The sequence below is a fragment of the Defluviimonas salinarum genome (assembly GCF_026013545.1).
In the GTDB taxonomy this organism is placed as follows: domain Bacteria; phylum Pseudomonadota; class Alphaproteobacteria; order Rhodobacterales; family Rhodobacteraceae; genus Albidovulum; species Albidovulum salinarum.
This window is the reverse complement of record NZ_JAPDOG010000003.1, coordinates 136,166-154,076: the sequence shown is the minus strand read 5'-3', so window position 1 is coordinate 154,076 and position 17,911 is coordinate 136,166. Positions and strand designations below refer to the sequence as shown.

20 protein-coding genes are annotated in these 17,911 nt (G+C 67.3%); 5 read left to right on the top strand and 15 right to left on the bottom strand.

The features are described 5' to 3' along the window. Positions 1-48 precede the first annotated feature (48 nt). The 3 genes from OM960_RS04770 to OM960_RS04760 all read right to left on the bottom strand — a co-directional run bounded on the left by OM960_RS04770 (position 49) and on the right by OM960_RS04760 (position 2,264). The gene (locus tag OM960_RS04770; protein WP_263333318.1) at positions 49-690 is read right to left on the bottom strand and encodes a protein-L-isoaspartate(D-aspartate) O-methyltransferase; all 642 of its coding nucleotides are present in this window, start codon (positions 688-690) and stop codon (positions 49-51) included. Continuing rightward, positions 687-1,472, bottom strand: a complete 786-nt coding sequence (gene surE / locus OM960_RS04765; RefSeq protein WP_263333317.1) for a 5'/3'-nucleotidase SurE — start codon at positions 1,470-1,472, stop codon at positions 687-689. The genes OM960_RS04770 and surE overlap by 4 nt, the downstream gene beginning before the upstream one ends. A 126-nt stretch (positions 1,473-1,598) precedes the next feature. Beyond that, complete coding sequence (locus tag OM960_RS04760) at positions 1,599-2,264, bottom strand: SDR family oxidoreductase (RefSeq protein ID WP_264771216.1); 666 nt, start codon at positions 2,262-2,264, stop codon at positions 1,599-1,601. Between the two features lie 105 nt (positions 2,265-2,369). On the opposite strand from OM960_RS04760, the gene OM960_RS04755 reads away from it, so the two are divergent. Next, entirely contained in the window at positions 2,370-2,957 is a 588-nt protein-coding gene (locus OM960_RS04755) for a biotin transporter BioY (protein ID WP_264771215.1), read from the top strand. A 166-nt stretch (positions 2,958-3,123) separates the two neighbouring features. Next, a complete protein-coding gene (locus OM960_RS04750) occupies positions 3,124-3,810 on the top strand; it encodes an alpha/beta fold hydrolase (protein WP_264771214.1) in 687 nt (228 codons plus the stop codon). A gap of 99 nt (positions 3,811-3,909) precedes the next feature. Here the strand turns inward: OM960_RS04750 and OM960_RS04745 are convergent, their stop codons facing one another. The 5 genes from OM960_RS04745 to radA form a co-directional block, all read right to left on the bottom strand. Beyond that, a complete protein-coding gene (locus tag OM960_RS04745; RefSeq protein ID WP_264771213.1) occupies positions 3,910-4,332 on the bottom strand; it encodes a DUF1284 domain-containing protein in 423 nt (140 codons plus the stop codon). Continuing rightward, complete coding sequence (locus tag OM960_RS04740) at positions 4,325-4,975, bottom strand: DUF2199 domain-containing protein (protein ID WP_263333312.1); 651 nt, start codon at positions 4,973-4,975, stop codon at positions 4,325-4,327. Before OM960_RS04740 ends, OM960_RS04745 begins: the two co-directional genes overlap by 8 nt. A 1-nt stretch (position 4,976) precedes the next feature. Beyond that, positions 4,977-6,440, bottom strand: a complete 1,464-nt coding sequence (purF, locus tag OM960_RS04735; RefSeq protein WP_264771212.1) for an amidophosphoribosyltransferase — start codon at positions 6,438-6,440, stop codon at positions 4,977-4,979. 107 nt (positions 6,441-6,547) lie between these two features. Then, the gene (locus OM960_RS04730; protein ID WP_264771211.1) at positions 6,548-7,183 is read right to left on the bottom strand and encodes a CvpA family protein; all 636 of its coding nucleotides are present in this window, start codon (positions 7,181-7,183) and stop codon (positions 6,548-6,550) included. Between the two features lie 17 nt (positions 7,184-7,200). Beyond that, positions 7,201-8,568, bottom strand: coding sequence for a DNA repair protein RadA (gene radA, locus OM960_RS04725; RefSeq protein WP_263333308.1), 1,368 nt, complete (start codon positions 8,566-8,568; stop codon positions 7,201-7,203). A 139-nt stretch (positions 8,569-8,707) separates the two neighbouring features. Between radA and OM960_RS04720 the strand changes: the two genes are divergently transcribed. Next, positions 8,708-9,484, top strand: coding sequence for a hypothetical protein (locus tag OM960_RS04720; protein WP_264771210.1), 777 nt, complete (start codon positions 8,708-8,710; stop codon positions 9,482-9,484). 223 nt (positions 9,485-9,707) lie between these two features. On the opposite strand, the gene OM960_RS04715 is transcribed toward OM960_RS04720, so the two are convergent. The 7 genes from OM960_RS04715 to pyrC all read right to left on the bottom strand — a co-directional run bounded on the left by OM960_RS04715 (position 9,708) and on the right by pyrC (position 16,341). Beyond that, on the bottom strand, positions 9,708-10,154 hold the full coding sequence (locus OM960_RS04715; protein WP_264771209.1) for a paraquat-inducible protein A: 447 nt from the start codon (positions 10,152-10,154) through the stop codon (positions 9,708-9,710). A 69-nt stretch (positions 10,155-10,223) separates the two neighbouring features. Then, positions 10,224-10,970, bottom strand: a complete 747-nt coding sequence (locus OM960_RS04710) for an ABC transporter ATP-binding protein (RefSeq protein WP_263333301.1) — start codon at positions 10,968-10,970, stop codon at positions 10,224-10,226. Next, positions 10,967-11,749 (bottom strand): MlaE family ABC transporter permease, encoded by a 783-nt coding sequence (locus OM960_RS04705; protein ID WP_264771208.1) that lies wholly within the window; start codon positions 11,747-11,749, stop codon positions 10,967-10,969. The genes OM960_RS04710 and OM960_RS04705 overlap by 4 nt, the downstream gene beginning before the upstream one ends. After that, positions 11,746-12,795, bottom strand: a complete 1,050-nt coding sequence (gene alr / locus OM960_RS04700; RefSeq protein WP_264771207.1) for an alanine racemase — start codon at positions 12,793-12,795, stop codon at positions 11,746-11,748. Before alr ends, OM960_RS04705 begins: the two co-directional genes overlap by 4 nt. Before the next feature lie 47 nt (positions 12,796-12,842). Continuing rightward, positions 12,843-14,330, bottom strand: a complete 1,488-nt coding sequence (locus OM960_RS04695) for a replicative DNA helicase (protein WP_264771206.1) — start codon at positions 14,328-14,330, stop codon at positions 12,843-12,845. Between the two features lie 185 nt (positions 14,331-14,515). After that, complete coding sequence (locus OM960_RS04690; protein ID WP_263333293.1) at positions 14,516-15,196, bottom strand: orotate phosphoribosyltransferase; 681 nt, start codon at positions 15,194-15,196, stop codon at positions 14,516-14,518. Positions 15,197-15,300: 104 nt separating this feature from the next. Next, entirely contained in the window at positions 15,301-16,341 is a 1,041-nt protein-coding gene (gene pyrC / locus OM960_RS04685) for a dihydroorotase (RefSeq protein WP_264771205.1), read from the bottom strand. A 231-nt stretch (positions 16,342-16,572) separates the two neighbouring features. On the opposite strand from pyrC, the gene OM960_RS04680 reads away from it, so the two are divergent. Together OM960_RS04680 and OM960_RS04675 are read left to right on the top strand one after the other, a co-directional pair. Then, positions 16,573-17,433 carry a DUF2189 domain-containing protein gene (locus OM960_RS04680; RefSeq protein ID WP_264771204.1) on the top strand — a complete coding sequence of 287 codons (861 nt, stop codon included), beginning with the start codon at positions 16,573-16,575 and terminating at the stop codon, positions 17,431-17,433. A 143-nt stretch (positions 17,434-17,576) separates the two neighbouring features. Then, entirely contained in the window at positions 17,577-17,882 is a 306-nt protein-coding gene (locus OM960_RS04675) for a hypothetical protein (protein ID WP_264771203.1), read from the top strand. Positions 17,883-17,911 lie beyond the last annotated feature (29 nt).

Genomic DNA, 17,911 nt, shown 5'->3' with positions numbered 1-17,911 from the left:
CAGTTCGCTGGCCCTGTTGGCCGGGCCTCGGTGGGTTCGGGCGGCGCCTCAATCCTGCGCCAGCCCCTCGACCAGCGGCACGAAGCGCACCGGGCGAAGTTCATCGTAATCGTATCCGTGAGGCTGCCGCGTCACCTTGATCAGGCTCTGCACCGTATCCGACTGCCCCACCGGCACCACCATGATACCGCCGATCCTGAGCTGAGCCAAGAGCGGCCCGGGGGGATCCTCGGGGGCGGCCGTGACCAGAATCCGGTCGAACGGCGCCTGGTCCGGCAGGCCGTGGCTGCCGTCGGCGGCGATCGCGGTGATGTTGGTGAGGCCGAGGCTCTGGAACACCGCCTCGGCCTCGCGCACGAGGCGGCGGTGGCGGTCGACGGTGTAGACCCGCCGCGCGAGCTGGCTGAGGATCGCGGCCTGGTAGCCCGAGCCGGTGCCGACCTCGAGCACCTTGTCGCGCGGGCTCACGGCCAGCGCCTGGGTCATCAGCCCGACAACCGAGGGCTGGCTGATGGTCTGGCCGCAGGCGATGGGCAGCGGCATGTCCTCATAGGCGCGCTCGGCAAAGATGCCGCGGACGAAAGCGCCGCGGTCGATCCGCTCCATCGCGGTCAGCACGCGCGCGTCCGTCACGCCCTTCGAGCGGAGCCCGTAGAGAAAGCGCATCTTCCGCTCGGCCGGTTCCGTCATGCGAGCCGCGCCTCGAGCTCGGCGAGCGTGTCATGCGCCGTGAGGTCAGCGCGCATCGGCGTGACCGAGATCCAGCCGTCGAGATTGGCCGCGACATCGGTGCCGGGCGCGGTCGGCAGGTGCTGCGGCCCGCCGGTGATCCAGAGGAACTTGCGCCCGGAGGGCGAGACATGCGGCTCGACCCCGAAGAAGGTGTCGGTGCGGTAGCCCTGGGCGGTGACCTTGATGCCCTTCACGTCCCTGCCGGCCACGGGCGGGAAGTTGACGTTGTAGAAGAGCCGGTAGTCGCCCTTGTCCCAGATCCCCTTGTCGAGAAGCGCGCGCACCACCCTGATGCCATGGTCGCGGGCGGCTTCGAACGGGGTTTCGAGATCTTCGGTCCTCGGCCCCATGAACTGCGAGAGCGCGATCGCCGGAAGGCCCTGGAGCGCGGCCTCCATCGCGCCGCCGACCGTGCCGGAATAGAGCACGTTCTCGGCCGCGTTATTGCCGCGGTTGACGCCGGAGAGGACGAGGTCGGGCCGACCGCCCTGAAGGACATCGTAGAGCCCGGCGAGTACGCAGTCGGCCGGGCTGCCCTCGGCCGCGTAGCGGCGGGGACCAAGCTTCAGGATCATCATCGGATGGGTGTAGGAGATGCAGTGGCCGACGCCTGACTGCTCGAAGGCGGGGGCGACGGTCCAGACCTCTCCGTCCGGCCCGGCGATCTCCTCGGCAATCGCGGTCAGGATATCGAGCCCCGGCGCGTTGATGCCGTCGTCATTGGTGATGAGGATGCGCATGCCCGCCCCGTGCTGCTTTGCCCCTGATTAGACGACCGGCGGCGGGGCGTAAAGCGGCGATGGCCGCGCGCCCGGGCAGGCCCGAGTCGATCGGCGCGGGAATACTTGGGGCAAGATGATAGCCGCTCAGAGGGCGGCGAGCAGCCGCGCGGCTTCCTCGTGGATATCGGCGAGGCTCGCGCGGTCCTCGCCCGGGAAGAAGCGGGCGCGGGTCGCGGTGGCCATCGGGCGCGGTGTCTCGATCACGACGCGCGGGCCGATCTTGGCGGTCTCGGCCTGCCAGCTTCGGGCGAGCGCGATCTGCGCCGCCTTGGTGGCGCCGTAGGCGCCGAAAAACTTCTCGCCGCCGCGCGGATCATCGAGGAAGAGCGCGGTGCCCTCGGCGGCGCGAAGCAGTGGTTCGAGGAGCGGGGTCAGCGTCGCGGTGGCGCGTAGATTGCAGGCGATTGACTTGTCCATGTCCTTGGCGGCGATATGGCCGGCCGGGCTCAGCGGCGCGGCATGGATCGCGGCATGGACCCAGAGGCCGAGCTTGCCCCAGCGATGCGCGATCGAGGCGGCGAGATGCGCCATCGCCTTGTCGTCGGTCACATCCATCGGCGCGAGCGTGGCGCTGCCGCCGGCCGTCTGGATACGGTCGTCGAGTTCTTCGAGCCCGCCCGAGGTGCGGGCGACGGCGAGGACATGCCAGCCGGCTTCCGCCAGCGCGGCGGCAAGCGCGAAGCCGAGCCCGCGCGAGGCGCCAGTGACGAGGGCGAGCGGTTTGGTGGTGGGATCGGAGGCTACGGTCATGGCGCCCGTTTCGCACCCCGCGCGGGGGCTTGCAACGGATATTGTTGACTCATGGCCGGGTAGGGTCGAGATTCCGGGCGAACAGAACCGGGGAAAGGTCCGATCATGACACTTTCAGACGCTGTCTTCCCGACCCGCTCATGGCTCTCTCGCTCGCTCATGGTGCTCGGAGGTTCGCTCTTCATCGCGCTGGCGGCGCAGGTCTCGGTGCCGATGGTGCCGACGCCGATGACGTTGCAGACGCTGGCGATCCTGATCGTTGGCTTCACCTATGGCGCGCGGATGGGCGCGCTGACACTGCTGACCTATCTTGCCGAGGGTGCGACGGGGCTGCCGGTCTTCGCGAACGGCCTCAACTTCGTGGCCTTCGCCGGGCCCACGGCGGGGTTCCTCGTGGGCTTCGTCGGGCTCGCCTGGCTCGCGGGCTTCGCCGCCGACCGGGGCGTGCGGGGCATCTTCGGCCTGTCGCTCGCGGGCATCGCCGCCTCGGCGCTCCTCTACCTGCCGGGCGTGGCCTGGCCGATGGGTCTTGCCGGCACCTTGGGGATCGAGGCCGGCTGGGTCGGCCTGCCGGCTGACAAGATCTGGGCGGGCTTCGTGGCGCCCTTCCTGATCGGCGACGCGGTCAAGGCGGTGATCGCGGCGCTCGTCGTCTCTGGCGGCTGGGCCGCGGTGAAGAACCGCAAGGCCTGACGTTCCGGCCTTGTTCGGTGGCCGGGCGGCGTTTTCTCTATTGGGGAATCCGCAGCCTTGCTACCTTTCAGCCAGTCGGGGCGTTCCCGTTTCGCCGAGGCTTCGCGCCGGTTCGAAGCGCGCTTTCATTCGGCCGAAGACGGCATCCACCCCTGGAGTTGCGATCATGCCAACGTCGTTCGTGCTTGTTCATGGTGGCTTTGGATCTCCAGCGGAACTGGCTCCGGTCGTGCCCTATCTCGAGGCCCGCGGGCACCGGGTGGTCAACGTCGATCTGCCGTGCGAACGCGCCGAAGCGACGCTGGAGGATTATGCCGCCACGGTCGCGCGCGCGATGGAGGGAACTGGCCTTCCTCGTGTCCTTGTCGCCCATTCCGCGGGCGGTGCGACCACCCCCCTTGCCGCGTCCCTGCTGCCGGTCGACCAGCTGATCTTCGTCGCGGCCATCGTGCCGGAACCGGGGCAGTCGATTTCCGAGGCCCTGGGGCCGGACGTCGCGGCAACGATCCTTGCGGTCACCATCGACAACGGCGACGGAACCCGGTCGTTCAACTTGGACCTGCTCGCCTCTCTGGTGCCGCCGGAGGAGCGGGCCGCGTATCTGGAATTCCTGTCCAACACGCAGCGGCGCCAGGGCTGGCTGGCGATCAACCAGCCCTGGCCCGGTGGAGCGATCCCGGCTGTCCCGCGCAACTACATCCTGTGCACCGAGGATCAGATCATTCCCCCGGACATGCAGCGGGCCTTCGCGGCCAGGTTGGGTGTCCGTCCCGTCGAGATCGCGTCCGTCCACGCGGCTTTCACGTTTAAGCCGCGGGAACTGGCCGACCTGCTGGTTTCGCTGGCAGGGTGATCGACTCGCGTCGCATCGGGTTGCGCCGACGCGAACGACGCCTCTTGCGGCGGGTGACGCGCTGGCATCGGCCGCGGCATCAGGTCCCCTCGGGGCCGCTTATCGGGTCGCCAGGTGAAGCCGTGTCAGGGCGGCCTCGCACATGCCGTAGGGTTCCCATTCGCAGCCCTGGCACAGCGTCCTGAGACTGCCGGGCGGCACGTTCTCCAGGATCCGTGCCTTGGCCTCGCCCCAGGTCAGCCGCTCGCGCGGCTCAAGCTTCAGAGCGCCGGCATGGGCGCGGTCGAGGACCTTGATCTTCGGCTCGTTGGTACAGGCCCGGCCACGCCGCTTGGGGCAGGCGCCGCAGATATCGTCGGTGGCGCCCGTGACCTCGATCTCGGTCGCGTCGCCATTCTCGGCCCGAAGCCGGCCCATGACGATCGCCGTCATGTTGGCGGTGAAGTCGGGTGAGTAGCCCTTGCCCTCGAAACCGAGCGAGCAGAGGAAATGGTGCGGGCGATAGCGGATCGGATCAGGCATCGGTCAGGTAGGGCCGGATGTCGTGGCCATATCGGGCATAGAGGTCAAGCAGCGCGTCGAAGGTGATGCCGTCCCGCTGGGCGGCGTGGAAGGGGTGGCTTTCGTCGTCGATCGCCAGCATCGGGCGCTGGCGGCCATTCTGCATCGTCATCGTGCAGCGCGCGGGATCGCGGGAAGCGCCGGGCAACTGGTTCATGAGCCAGCTGAAGTAAGGCCCGGTGTCTGCCGCCGTCCCGCTGTCGAAATGCTCCAGGACCTCGTCGAAGTGGTCCGGCTTGATCGTGCCCCAGACACCGAAGGCGAACTGCGTATCGCTGCCGATGATGGGAATCGGCAGTACGCAGCGCAGGATGCGGTGGGGGCCGAGAAGGCAGAAGTCCTCGGTCAGGATATCCCGCCCGGCGGCGAGGGCGTCGGGGACCGCGCCGTTCGGCTCGTAATCTTCCGGCCCCTGGTAAGGATCGGGGCGGGCATAGGCGAGGTCGAAGACGCCGTTGTGGACCTGATCGCAAGCCGGGCAGGTCCAGTTCCTGTCATGGAGCCGGCGCCAGCGCGCATCGGCTTGGAGCGATTGCCGTTCGGCGCCGGGTGGCTCGGTCGTGCCGCTCCCTATGCCGAACAGCCGGTCGCGCCAGCCCGACACCCTATTCGGCCGCCTTCATCGCGAAGCCCTTGGCGATCTGGTCCGAGGGTGCAACCGGATAGTCGCCCGAGAAGCAGGCGTCGCAGAATTGCGGGCATTTGGTGTCGCGGCCCCCGGCCTCTCCCGCCGCACGGTAGAGCCCGTCGAGCGAGATGAACTTGAGGCTGTCGATGCCGATCCAGGCGCGCATCTCTTCCTCGGTCATCGTCGCGGCGAGGAGTTTCTCGCGGTCGGGCGTGTCGACGCCGTAGAAGCACGGCCAGGCGGTCGGGGGCGAGGCGATGCGGAAATGCACCTCGGCGGCGCCCGCGTCGAGGATCATGTCCTTGATCTTGCGGCTCGTCGTGCCGCGCACGACCGAGTCGTCGACGAGGATCACCCGCTTGCCCTTAATCAGCGCCCGGTTGACGTTGAGCTTGAGCCGCACCCCCATGTTGCGGATCTGCTCGGTCGGCTCGATGAAGGTACGCCCCATATACTGGTTGCGGATGATGCCCATCCCGAAGGGGATGCCGCTTTCGGCGGCAAAGCCGATCGCCGCCGGTGTACCCGAATCCGGCACCGGGCAGACGAGGTCGGCCTCGACCGGCGCCTCGCGGGCAAGCTCCACGCCGATCTGGCGCCGCGTCTCGTAGACCGAGCGGCCGCCGAGGATCGAGTCGGGTCGCGAGAAATAGACCTGCTCGAAGATGCAGAAGCGCGATTTCGCTGGGCCGAAGGGCCGCGAGCTTTCGACCTTGCCCTTGGAGATCACCACCATCTCGCCCGGCTCGACCTCGCGCAGGAACTCCGCGCCGATGATGTCGAGCCCGCAGGTCTCCGACGAGAGCGCATAGCCTTCATCGCCGACCTTGCCGAGGACGAGCGGGCGCACGCCCAGGGGATCGCGCACGCCGATGAGCTTGGTGCGGGTCATGGCGATGACCGAGAAGGCGCCCTCGACGGCGCGAAGCGCGTCCTTCATCCGCTCGGGGATCGACTTCTGGATCGAGCGGGCCATGAGATGGATGATGCATTCCGAGTCCGAGGAGGACTGGAAGATCGCGCCACGCTCGATCAGGTCGCGGCGGAGCTGCGCGGCATTGGTGAGGTTGCCGTTGTGGGCGATCGCCGCGCCGCCCATCGCAAACTCGCCGAAGAAGGGCTGGACGTCACGGATCGCGGTGTTGCCCTTGGAGCCGGCGGTGGAGTAGCGCACATGACCGATGGCGAGCGGGCCGGGCAGCATCTGCATCACGTCGGGCTTGGTGAAGTTGTCGCGGATGTAGCCGAAGCGGCGGACGTTGTTGAAGCCGTCCTTCGGGTCGTAGGCGACGATGCCGCCCGCCTCCTGGCCGCGATGCTGGAGAGCGTGCAGTCCGAGGGCGACGAAGTTTGCCGCATCGGGAACGCCGATCACGCCGAAGACGCCGCATTCCTCCTTCAACTTGTCATCATCGAAGGGGTGGGCGAGGAAGGGACGCATGGGGGCCTGGCTCCGATTCCGGGATTTGCCCCCCATTTAGAGCCAAGCCGGCCACATGTCACGCCCATGTGACGGCGCGAGCGATCACAATCGTCCGGATGCGAGGTTCAGTTGGCGGTCGAAGGCGCGGTCAGGGTCTTCGCACCGGTCCCGTTCGCTTCCTCGGTCGGGGCCGGCTCGGCGGGGGCGGCGGCGACGCAACCGCCGACAAGCTCCTCGTACCGCGCCATCACCCAGGCCGGCGCGTCCTGCGGCATCTCCTTGTTGAGCTTGTCCTCGATCGAGGCGAACACGACCGCCGAGCGGGACTGGTCGACGACCGGAACCGTCGCGGCCACGAGCACGCGGTTGTAGACCACGAAGGCCACCGCGACGAGGAGGATGCCGCGCAGGACGCCGAAGAGGAAGCCGAGCCCCTGATCGACGCCGCCGAGCGCCGAGCGCTGGACCGCGGAGGCAAAGAGCGGCGTGAAGACCGACATCACGATCAGTGCCAGCGCGAAGACCGCGGCGAAGGAGGCGATGATCGACAGTTCGCAGCTTTCGCCGAGATAGGTGTCAAGGACCGGGATCTGCTTGACCAGCGGCTCGGCCTGCGGCGCGAAGATGAAGGCGAGCACCGCAGCGGCGACCCAGCCGAGGATCGCCAGCGACTCGCGGACGAATCCGCGGCTGTAGGCCAGTACCGCCGAGACCAGAATGACCACGGCAACGACGGCGTCGACGATTGTGAAACCTTCCATGTTCCTGCTCCTCGCTCTCAGCCCGCGGCGAACATCTCGCCGACGAACGTCGTCAGATCGGGCATCTTTCGCACCCTGATCCCGTCTTCGCCCTCCGTCTTGCTGCGTTCCGGGGCGACTGCTTGTGAGAAACCAAGTTTTCGCGCTTCTTTCAACCTGTTTTCGGTCTGACCCACAGGGCGGAGCGCGCCGGAGAGTGAAATTTCGCCGAAAATCACCATGTCGGGCGGCAGAGCAACATCCTCGCGCGCCGAAAGGAGCGCCGCCGCGACCGCGAGATCGGCGGCGGGTTCGGCGACGCGCATCCCGCCCGCGACGTTGAGGAAGACGTCGAGCCCGGCGAAGGGGATGCCGCAGCGGGATTCGAGTACCGCGAGGATTGTGGAGAGCCGGCCGCTGTCGAGCCCGACCACGGTGCGGCGCGGAGTGCCAAGCGGCGAGGGCGCGACAAGCGCCTGGATCTCGGTCAGCACCGGCCGCGTGCCCTCTATCCCGGCGAATACCGCCGAGCCCGGGTGGGCCTGGCCGCGCTCGGAGAGAAAGAGCGCCGAGGGATTGGCGACCTCGGCAAGGCCGGCGCCGGTCATCTCGAAGACGCCGATCTCGTCGGCCGGGCCGAAACGGTTCTTGACCGCGCGCAGGATGCGGAACTGGTGGCCGCGCTCGCCCTCGAAATAGAGAACGGTGTCGACCATGTGCTCGACGACGCGGGGGCCGGCGATCTGGCCCTCCTTGGTGACATGCCCGACGAGAATTACCGAGGTGCCGCGCTTCTTGGCAAAGCTCACCAGCTCGTGCGCGGCGGCGCGGACCTGGGAGACCGAGCCCGGTGCGGCCTCGACATGGTCGGCCCACATGGTCTGGATCGAGTCGATGATCACGAGATCGGGGCGGGCACCGTCGAGCGTGGTCAGGATGTCGCGCAGGTTGGTCTCGGCGCCGAGCCGCACCGGCGCATCGGCAAGGCCGAGCCGCTGGGCGCGCATCCTGACCTGGGCAGAGGCCTCCTCGCCGGAGAGATAGAGGCAGGAAAGACCGGTGCGCGCGAAACTCGCCGCGGCTTGCAGAAGCAGGGTCGACTTGCCGATGCCGGGATCGCCGCCGACGAGGATCGCCGAAGCCGGCACCAGCCCGCCGCCAAGAACGCGATCGAGCTCGCCCATGCCGGAGGCGGCCCGCGGCGGCGGGACTTCCGTCGTGGCGAGCGTGGTGAGTTCGATCTGGCGGCCCTTCGCGGCGCCGAGCGTCTTCGCCGCCGGACCAGCCGAGAGCGGGGCCTCCTCGACGATCGAGTTCCAGGAGCCACAGGAGTCGCAACGCCCGGTCCATTTCTTGTGGACCGCGCCGCATTCCGAGCATGTGTAGGACGGGCCCGTTTTCGCCATGCGCCCTTCCTGCCCGATGCCGCGCGTAGCGGCAAGGGGGGGCGCCGCCGCCGGGCCTAGCAATGGGTCTTGCCATGCATTAGACCCACGAATGAGCGCGGGCGGACGAATTTGCAACATGAGGTTGGGACTGCGGATGATGGACGCATTTGAGAAGCTGCGCGCCCACCGTCTCATCTTCACGATTACCCCCGGCCGCAGTGGCAGCAAGCTTCTCACCGCGCTTGGTCAATGCATCTCTGGTGTTCAGGCCGTACATGAAGGCCCACCGAGGATGAACTATGTCCTGCGCGGAATCTGCGACCATCCGCCGGCGGCTCGGTGGTGGCTGGAAAGCGAGATGTTTCCGGCGATTGCAAGCCACCTTGAAGGCACGGCTTTCTTCGAGACCTCTCACCTCTTCTGCAAGGGCTTTATCGAACCGACCCTGGATCTAGGCCTTCGGCCGAGTTTCGTGATCCTGACGCGCCCCGCCCGCGAGGTGGCGTCCAGCCTGTTCTCGATTGGCTGCGTGCCGGAGCGCACTGGCATCGGGCGTCTGGTACTTCTTGGCCCAACGGATTCGAATGTTCAGACTGCAGGCGATTGGCAACACCGGAGCGATTATCAACTCTGCTATTGGTACGCCAAGGAAATTGAACGGCGTCAAACTGCCTACGAACACTGGCTTCTGAGCCAGGGCTGCGAGGTTTTCCGGGTTGAGCTGACCGAGCTCCAGGAACCCTCAACTTTGCCGCGACTTGCCCAGTTCATAACGGGCCGGTCCGACCCGTCAATCGACACGGTCGGGGCTGCCGCCGTCCTCTCCCGGAATCAGAACCCCAAGATCGGGCTTGCGTCCGAAATCACTCTCCCACCCCCGGTGGCGGAACTCGCAAGTCAAGAAGCCGAAGTCGATCAGGTCTTCACGGAATAACAGGGGGGGCGCCGGCCCTAGGCCGCCTTTTGGAGACCGTCATGTACGCATGACCACTCATTCCGAGCCTGCGCCGAGTCCGTAATCCGATCGCGAAAGGGCACGACGACCATGACGGTCATCGACGACGCCCCGGCACCGACGGGCGCATCCCGCGGGAACACCTCAACGGCTTCCTTCCAGTTCATCCTGCCGCAAGCATCCCCGCCGATGGCTGGCCGAGTCAGCGACCCTTCGACGGGGCGCGCGCGCGCTCTGTCAGATGCGAGATCGCGAGGCTCGCGAGAATGCAGCCGGTGAAGAGGTAGAGGCCCCAAGCGGTCTCGATCCGGCCGACGCCGACGCCCTTGGCGATGACGATGTAGAGCGCGATGAGGAAGATGTCGGCCATTGCGAGGCGGCCGAGCAGGTGAAGGCCGGCGAGGATGCGCGGCGAGGCGAGGCGGAACTGCACCAGCGCGAGGCCGATCGTCTTGAGATAGGGCGCGAAGATCGCGAGGAAGGTGACGAGGAGCGCGAGGACCGCGTCCTTTTCCCAAAGCGCCTGGAGGCCGGTCACCACCGAGATCGCGTCGAGATCGAAGAAGGGAAGAAGACCCGCGCGCAGGAGCGGCGCGAACCAGGAGACCGGAAACAGGATCAGGAGCGAAATGTTCGCGACACGCAGCATGACGCTCGTGATACAGGATCGCGCGGGTGGCACCAAGGGGGCGTGTCCACCGCGCTTGTACGCGCTGGCTCAGCGGACGGCCGCGATCGGACCCTCGGCGCGGCCGTGGATGAATTGCTGGACGTAAGGGTCTGATGTTTCGTCCATTTCCGCGATCGGACCGGTCCACTGGATGACCCCGTCATGGAGCATCGCCACCCGGTCGGCGATGGCGCGGACCGAGCTCATGTCATGGGTGATCGCCATTGCGGTTGCGCCCATCTCGGTCACGATCTCGCGGATCAGTTCGTTGATAACGCCGGCCATGATCGGGTCGAGCCCGGTCGTGGGTTCGTCGAAGAAGATGATCTCGGGCTCCGCCGCGATGGCGCGGGCGAGACCGACGCGCTTCTGCATGCCGCCCGACAGTTCGGCGGGGAAGAGGTCGGCCACCTCCGGTTTCAGCCCGACGCGGCGGAGCTTTTCGATGGCGATCTCGCGCGCCTCACCCTTCGGGCGCTTCAGCGAGCCGCGGAGGAGCCGGAAGGCGACGTTCTGCCAGACCGGCAGCGAGTCGAAGAGAGCGCCGCCCTGGAAGAGCATCCCGAAGCGCGCGAGGAAGGCGTCGCGCGCGGCGGTGCCAACATCCTCGCCATCGAGCGCGATCGTACCGCTGTCGGGTTGGACAAGCCCGAGGATGCATTTGAGAAGAACCGATTTTCCGGTGCCGGACCCGCCGATGATCACCATGCTCTCGCCGGTCGGCACGGTCAGGTCCACGCCCCTGAGGACGCGGTTCTTGCCGAACGCCTTGTGAACTTGCGACAGCGTGATCATGCCGAGAAGAAGAGCTCCGTCATCAGGTAGTTCGTGGCGAGGATCAGTACCGAGGCGGCGACCACCGCCGATTTCGTCGCGCGTCCGACGCCTTGGGCGCCGCGCGCCGAGTTCATGCCAAAATAGCAGCCCATCAGCGCCACGATGAAGCCGAAGGCCGCGCCCTTCCAGAGGCCCGAGACGATGTCCCAGAGTTCAAGGAATTCGCGGGTGTTCTTGAGATAGGTCGCGGGGTTGAAGCCGAGCCGGTTCACGCCGACGAGGTAGCCGCCGAAGATGCCGATGCTGTCGCCGACCGCGACGAGGACCGGCACCGCGAGCGTCGCGGCGAGGACCCGCGGCACGGTGAGGTATTTCATCGGATGGGTGGACAGCGTCGTCAGCGCGTCGATCTGCTCGGTCACCTTCATCGTGCCGATCTCGGCCGCGATCGACGAGGCGACGCGGGCCGCGACCATGAGCCCGCCAAGGACCGGGCCAAGTTCGCGCACCATGCCGATGGCGACGATCGAGGGCACCACCGCCTCGGCCGAGAACCGGGCGCCGCCGGCATAGATCTGTAGAGCCAGCGCGCCGCCGGTGAAAAGCGCGGTCATGCCCACGACGGGCAGGCTGAACCAGCCGATCTGCATCAGCGCCGCGAGGAATTCCTTCGGGTAGAAGGGCGGGCGGAAGAGGTGGCTCAACGTCTCGGCCCCGAAGATCGCCATCCGGCCGAGTGTCGCGAGCCCGGTAAGGACCAGACGACCGAGCGCGCCGAGCGGAGCCAGGAGGATCATCCCGCGCCGCCCTCGTAGGCTCGCGCATAGCGATGGCCGAGAGAGGTCAGGATCTCGTAACCGATCGTGCCGGCGGCGGCGGCGAGCGCGTCGACACCCTGTTCCGTGCAGAGAATGTCCAGCGTCTCGGGCGCGTGGTCGAGGTCGGTGACATCGACGCCGATCATGTCCATCGACACGCGGCCGGCGAGCGGGCAGGGCGTGGTTCCGGCATAGAGCGTGGCGCGGCCGGTCATCGCGCGGATGAGGCCATCGGCATAGCCCGCGCCGAGGGTGGCGATGCGGCTCGGCCGCTTCGCCGCCCAGCCGTCGCCATAACCCACCGTCTCGCCCGCGGCGATGTCGCGGATCTGGATCACCGGCAGCGAGAGCCGCACCACCGGCCGGGCTTTCGCGAAGGGCAGGCCGCCATAGAGGCCGACGCCGGGGCGGGTGAGGTCGAAGTGATAGTCGGGGCCGAGGAGAATGCCGCCGGTCGCGGCCAGCGAGCGCTTTACACCGGTGCCGTCGGTCATGCGGCGGAAGGTGGCGAGCTGGGCCGCGTTCATCGCGTGCTCCGGCTCGTCGGCGCAGGCGAGGTGCGACATGAGAAGTACAGGACCCTCGGCCAGCACCGAGGGCGCGAGCGTGCGCCAGTCGGCCTCTTCGAGCCCGAGCCGGTTCATGCCGCTGTCAAGCTGGATGCCGAAGGCGCGGCCGGGTAGCACGCTGCGCTGGCGGGCAACCTGTTCGGTCGAGTTCAGGAGCGGGATCAGGTCGGTGCCGGAAATGGCCTCTGCGTCCCCCGCCATGTGGCCGGAAAAGACGAAGATTTCGGGTGCAGGGCCGACGGCCGCGCGCAGGGCAACGCCCTCGCTGCATTCGGCGACGAAGAAGCGGCGCATTCCGGCCGCGGCGAGCGCCCGTCCGACCCGTGCCGCGCCGAGCCCGTAGGCATCGGCCTTCACCACTGCGGCGGTTTCGACCGAGGATGCCGAGAGGGAAGCGAGTGCCCGCCAGTTCGCGGCGATTGCGTCGAGGTCGATGGAGAGAATTGCCTGTGCCATGCGCCGGGTTTTGCCAGCTTGCACTGCAAGGTCAAGCGCAAACGTCGTCAGAACCCGTCGCCACCCTGCTGCCAGGCCTTCACGAGGTTGCCGAAGCGGGTGAAGCGACCTTCGAACGAGAGTTCGACCGTGCCGATCGGCCCGTGGCGCTGCTTGCCGATGATCACCTCGGCCTTGCCGTGGACCTGCTCCATGATCTCCTGCCAGGCGGCCATCTTCTCGAGCTCGTGGTCGGCCGGCTTCTCCCGTTCCTTGTAGTATTCGTCCCGGTAGACGAACATCACGACGTCGGCGTCCTGTTCGATCGAGCCCGATTCCCGCAAGTCCGAAAGCTGCGGCCGCTTGTCCTCGCGGCTCTCGACCTGGCGCGAGAGCTGCGAGAGCGCAACGACGGGAATGCTCAATTCCTTCGCAAGCGCTTTCAGACCCATTGAGATCTCGCCGATTTCCAGCACGCGGTTGTCGCCCTTGCCGGTGCCGCGCAGAAGCTGGAGGTAGTCGACGAAAACGACGTCGAGCCCGTGCGTGCGCTTGAGGCGCCGGCAGCGGGCCGTAACCTGGCTGATCGGCAGGGCGGGGGTGTCGTCGATATAGAGCGGGCAGGTCTCCAGTGCCTTTGCGGCCTCGACGAAGCGGCGGAATTCCTGCTCGGACATGTCGCCGCGGCGGATCTGCTCGGAGGGAACCTCGGAGGCTTCCGAGAGGATCCGCGCGGCAAGCTGCTCGGCCGACATTTCGAGCGAGAAGAAGCCCACCACGCCGCCTTCGACGGCGCCTTCCGTCCCGTCGTGCCGGCGGCCGCGCTTGTAGGCCTTGGCGATGTTGAAGGCGATGTTGGTGGCGAGCGAGGTCTTGCCCATCGAGGGGCGGCCGGCGAGGATCAGGAGGTCGGAGGGATGCAGCCCCCCGAGCTTCTTGTCGAGATCGACAAGCCCGGTCGAGACGCCGGAAAGCCCGCCGTCCCGCTGGTAGGCGGCGAGGGCCGACTGCACCGCCTCGGTCGTGGCCTTGAGGAACGAGACGAAGCCCTTCTCGGCCGTGCCCTGCTCTGCGAGCGTGTAAAGCCGCTGTTCGGCTTCGGTGATCTGGTCCTTGGGGTCGTTGTCGACCTCGATCGTCTTGGCGCGGGTCGAGATGTCCTGGCCGAGCCGGATCAGTTCGCGCCGGACCGCGAGTTCGTAGATCATCTGCGCATAGTCGCGCGCCGCGAAGGCGGAAATGGCGGCGCCGGCGAGCCGCGCCAGATAGGCGGGCCCGCCGAGCGCCTTCAGCCCCTCGTCTTCCTCGAGATAGCCCTTCAGCGTCACCGGCGAGGCGAGCGCGTTCTTCTGGATGCGCGCGACGGCGATCTCGAAGATGCGCTGGTGGACGGGCTCGAAGAAGTGCTCGGCTTTCACGAGCGCCGCGATCCTGTCGTATATGTCGTTGTTGGTCAGGATCGCGCCGAGGAGCTGCTGCTCGGCCTCGATATTGTGCGGAAGCGTATCCGTCTCGGGCACATCCTTGATCGCCCGAATGGTCGCCAGGTCGTTCATCTTTGTCCCTCATTGCTGGCGACGGGATATGCGCCACCGCCGCGGGGCGGTGCAAATTGTATATCGCTGTGGATGAATTGTGGAAAAGCGCCGCCGCGCATATGATGTGAGATGGCGGCGCTCGCTGTCAATATCTTGATCGCCTCAACCGGCGATTGCGACTTTCGGCGATACTTGACGTAGCGTCAGATTTTGGCGCGGGCGTCTTGCCAGGCCCGTGGCTGGGTAAGGAAGGCCTCGACTTCCGACAGTGTCGCGGAATCGAAGGCGCCCGATTCGCGCGCCTCGGCGAGGACGTCCCACCAGGTGCAGAGGTGATGGAGGCTGACGCCGTGCCGGCCGAGGGTCTCGATCGTCTCGGGGAAGATTCCGTAATAGAAAATCACCGCGGTGTGGGCGCAGGTGGCGCCCGTTTCGCGGATCGCGTCGACGAAGGAGAGCTTCGAGCCGCCATCGGTCGTCAGATCCTCGACGAGAAGTACACGCTCGCCTTCCGCCATCGCGCCCTCGATCCGCGCGTTCCGGCCGTAGCCCTTCGGCTTCTTGCGGACATAGGTCATCGGCAGCGCAAGGCGCTCGGCGACCATCGCGGCGAAGGGGATGCCCGCGGTCTCGCCGCCGGCGATGTTGTCGAAGGCCTCGAAGCCCGCCTCGCGCATCACCGTGACGGCGAGGAAATCCATCAGCGTCGCGCGGATGCGGGGATAGGAGATGAGCTTGCGGCAGTCGATATAGGTGGGAGAGGGCAGTCCCGAGGCGAGCGTGAAAGGCTCGACCGCGTTGAAATGCACCGCCTTGATCTCCAGAAGCATCCGCGCGGTAAGGCGCGCGATCTCTTCTTTCGGGGGGAAGGACGTGGGGATCATGGGCTTACCTCTTCAGCTTCGTCTTGCCCCAAATATCCCCGCCGGAGGCATCAGGTGGCGGGGCCGGGAGCCTCCGGTGGGGATATTTGGGGCAAGATGAATGGTCAATCCTCGACTTTCCAGTTCAGCGGAAAGCCCGGGTCGAACACCGTGACGGGGCCCGCGCCGGTCTCGATCTTGGCCGGGTAGTCGATCGCCGGCCCCTTGGTGAGACGGATCCGCGCGTCGTTCGGCGCGAGCCGGTAGAAGGCGGCGCCGTTCAGCGACGTGAAGGCCTCGAGCCGGTCCAGCGCGTTTTCTTCCTCGAAGACATGGGCGAGGATCGAGAGCGTGTTGGTCGCGGTGAAGCAGCCGGCGCAGCCGCAGGCATGTTCCTTGAGGTGATCGGCATGGGGGGCGCTGTCAGTGCCGAGGAAGAAGCGCGGCTCTCCGCTCGTCGCGGCCTCGCGGAGCGCCAGCCGGTGTTTTTCGCGCTTGGCGACCGGCAGGCAGTAGTAGTGCGGCTTGATCCCGCCCGCGAGGATGTGATTGCGGTTGATCACGAGGTGGTGAGTGGTGATCGTCGCGCCGAGGTCGTCGCCGCCGGCACGGGCGTAGGCGACGCCTTCCTCGGTGGTGATGTGTTCCATCACCACACGCAGGCCCGGCGTTCCGCGGCGGACCGGGTCGAGAACGCGCTCGATGAACACCGCCTCGCGGTCGAAGATGTCGACCTCGGAAGCCGTGACCTCGCCGTGGACGCAGAGCGGCAGGCCGATCTCGGCCATCGTCTCGAGCACGCCGCGGACCTTGTCGAAGTCCCGCACGCCCGACTGCGAATTCGTGGTGGCGCCGGCCGGGTAGAGCTTCACCGCCTTTATGAGCCCCGAAGCATGGGCGGCGGCGACGTCCCCGGGGTCGGTCGCCTCGGTCAGGTAGAGCGTCATCAGCGGCTCGAACGTCATGCCATCGGGAAGGGCCGCCATGATGCGGTCGCGGTAGGCCGCCGCGTCGCGCGCGGTCACGACCGGCGGCACGAGGTTCGGCATGATAATCGCGCGGGCGAAGTGGCGCGCGGTTTCGGGCAGGACGGCCTCCAGCATCGCGCCGTCGCGCAGGTGCAGATGCATGTCGTCGGGGCGGCGGAGCGAGAGCGTGTCGGTCATGGCTCTGCCCTACACCCTCCGGGAGCGGGTTTCCACTGTCCGCAGGTGCCGCGCGCGATTTTCCTGCGGCGGTCCGGGGGAGCGCGCGGTGCGTCACGCATTTGCGAATGGGTGCGAGCGGATATCGTGGTAGAATGTTGGATCGGCGCTGCCAGGTTTGCCCGGCGGGCGACGATTGCGCCGGGCCCAATGCCGGCCGCGCCGCCAGTTTGGCAGAGCGGAGTGGAATCCATGGTCAAGACGATCGGCAATCCGCTGTCCTGGGGTGCACACATTCTGGGCGAGGCGGGCCACGATGTGGGCGAGGTTACCCGCGAACTCGGGGGGGCGGCCGCGGCGCCGCCGACGGTGAGAAGGATTGGCGTGAGCGACCTTCGCGCGGCGCTGAGGCTCGGTGCGGCCGACTTCATGGCGCTCAGGTCCGACGTCATCATGGCGTGCCTGCTCTATCCGATCATCGGCGTCTGCCTGGTGTGGGTCGCCTTCAATCGCAACCTCCTGCCGCTGGTGTTTCCGCTGGTCTCGGGCTTCGCGCTGCTCGGGCCCGCGGCGGCCGTGGGGCTGTACGAGATGAGCCGGCGCCGCGAACAGGGCAAGCCCGCAGGTTGGTCGACCGGCTTCTCGGTCCTCGCCTCGCCGCGGTTCGGCGCGATCCTTGTGCTTGCCGCCGCGCATTTCTTCGTCTTCTTCCTGTGGATCCTCGTCGCCTATGGCATCTTCCTGGTCACGATGGGACCGGAGATCCCGGCCTCGGCGACGGTCTTCTTCCGGGACGTGATGTCCACCGGCGCGGGCTGGGCGATGATCCTGCTCGGCATTCCGGCGGGTTTCCTGTTCGCGGTCTTCGTGCTCGCCACGAGCGCGGTGTCGTTTCCGCTGCTGATCGACCGCAATGTCGGCCTGCCCGTCGCCGTCGTGACCTCGGTCCGGGTGGCAAGGACCAATCCCGCGACGATGGCGCTCTGGGGGCTGATCGTGGCGGGGGCGCTGGTGCTCGGATCCTTGCCGCTGCTGCTCGGGCTCGCGGTGGCGATGCCGATCCTCGGCCACGCGACCTGGCATCTCTACCGCCGCGCGGTGACCCCGGTCTGAACGGGCGAGCGGCCGGAGGGGCATGCGAAGAAACCCGCCGATCCTGATTGTCGGCAGGCGGCGGCGCTTGCGTCGGCTTTCGCAAACGCGCAGACTCCGCCGCGAGAGCGCATCAATGCGCCCATGAGAGATCGAGCAGTCTGATGAAATACTTTCTTGTCGCCGCGGCGACCGCGGTGCTTCTTGCCGGTTGCGCGCAGGATCCCGGCTTTTTCGGGGTGGCGGGCGTACGTGACGCGTCTGCGGCGGAGGTCGCGCAATGCGCCTACGTCACCAATATCCGGATGGCGCCGGCCGCCTACGGGCCGCTGGCGGGGCAGGGCGTGAAATACGCGCGCAACCGCATGATGGCCGATGCCCGCGACGCCGGCGCGAACGCGATCGTGTTCGATCCGGTAACACCGGGAGCGGATGTCTACGAGCTCAACGCCGCCGCCTATCGGTGCTGAACGATCCGCGGGCGGCCGAGCTTGTCGCT

Coding starts and splice junctions, on each gene's coding strand:
- OM960_RS04770 (WP_263333318.1), bottom strand. CDS start 690: ATGACGGAACCGGCCGAGCGGAAGATGCGCTTTCTCTACGGGCTCCGC.
- surE (WP_263333317.1), bottom strand. CDS start 1,472: ATGCGCATCCTCATCACCAATGACGACGGCATCAACGCGCCGGGGCTC.
- OM960_RS04760 (WP_264771216.1), bottom strand. CDS start 2,264: ATGACCGTAGCCTCCGATCCCACCACCAAACCGCTCGCCCTCGTCACT.
- OM960_RS04755 (WP_264771215.1), top strand. CDS start 2,370: ATGACACTTTCAGACGCTGTCTTCCCGACCCGCTCATGGCTCTCTCGC.
- OM960_RS04750 (WP_264771214.1), top strand. CDS start 3,124: ATGCCAACGTCGTTCGTGCTTGTTCATGGTGGCTTTGGATCTCCAGCG.
- OM960_RS04745 (WP_264771213.1), bottom strand. CDS start 4,332: ATGCCTGATCCGATCCGCTATCGCCCGCACCATTTCCTCTGCTCGCTC.
- purF (WP_264771212.1), bottom strand. CDS start 6,440: ATGCGTCCCTTCCTCGCCCACCCCTTCGATGATGACAAGTTGAAGGAG.
- OM960_RS04730 (WP_264771211.1), bottom strand. CDS start 7,183: ATGGAAGGTTTCACAATCGTCGACGCCGTCGTTGCCGTGGTCATTCTG.
- radA (WP_263333308.1), bottom strand. CDS start 8,568: ATGGCGAAAACGGGCCCGTCCTACACATGCTCGGAATGCGGCGCGGTC.
- OM960_RS04720 (WP_264771210.1), top strand. CDS start 8,708: ATGGACGCATTTGAGAAGCTGCGCGCCCACCGTCTCATCTTCACGATT.
- OM960_RS04715 (WP_264771209.1), bottom strand. CDS start 10,154: ATGCTGCGTGTCGCGAACATTTCGCTCCTGATCCTGTTTCCGGTCTCC.
- OM960_RS04710 (WP_263333301.1), bottom strand. CDS start 10,970: ATGATCACGCTGTCGCAAGTTCACAAGGCGTTCGGCAAGAACCGCGTC.
- OM960_RS04705 (WP_264771208.1), bottom strand. CDS start 11,749: ATGATCCTCCTGGCTCCGCTCGGCGCGCTCGGTCGTCTGGTCCTTACC.
- alr (WP_264771207.1), bottom strand. CDS start 12,795: ATGGCACAGGCAATTCTCTCCATCGACCTCGACGCAATCGCCGCGAAC.
- OM960_RS04695 (WP_264771206.1), bottom strand. CDS start 14,330: ATGAACGACCTGGCGACCATTCGGGCGATCAAGGATGTGCCCGAGACG.
- OM960_RS04690 (WP_263333293.1), bottom strand. CDS start 15,196: ATGATCCCCACGTCCTTCCCCCCGAAAGAAGAGATCGCGCGCCTTACC.
- pyrC (WP_264771205.1), bottom strand. CDS start 16,341: ATGACCGACACGCTCTCGCTCCGCCGCCCCGACGACATGCATCTGCAC.
- OM960_RS04680 (WP_264771204.1), top strand. CDS start 16,573: ATGGTCAAGACGATCGGCAATCCGCTGTCCTGGGGTGCACACATTCTG.
- OM960_RS04675 (WP_264771203.1), top strand. CDS start 17,577: ATGAAATACTTTCTTGTCGCCGCGGCGACCGCGGTGCTTCTTGCCGGT.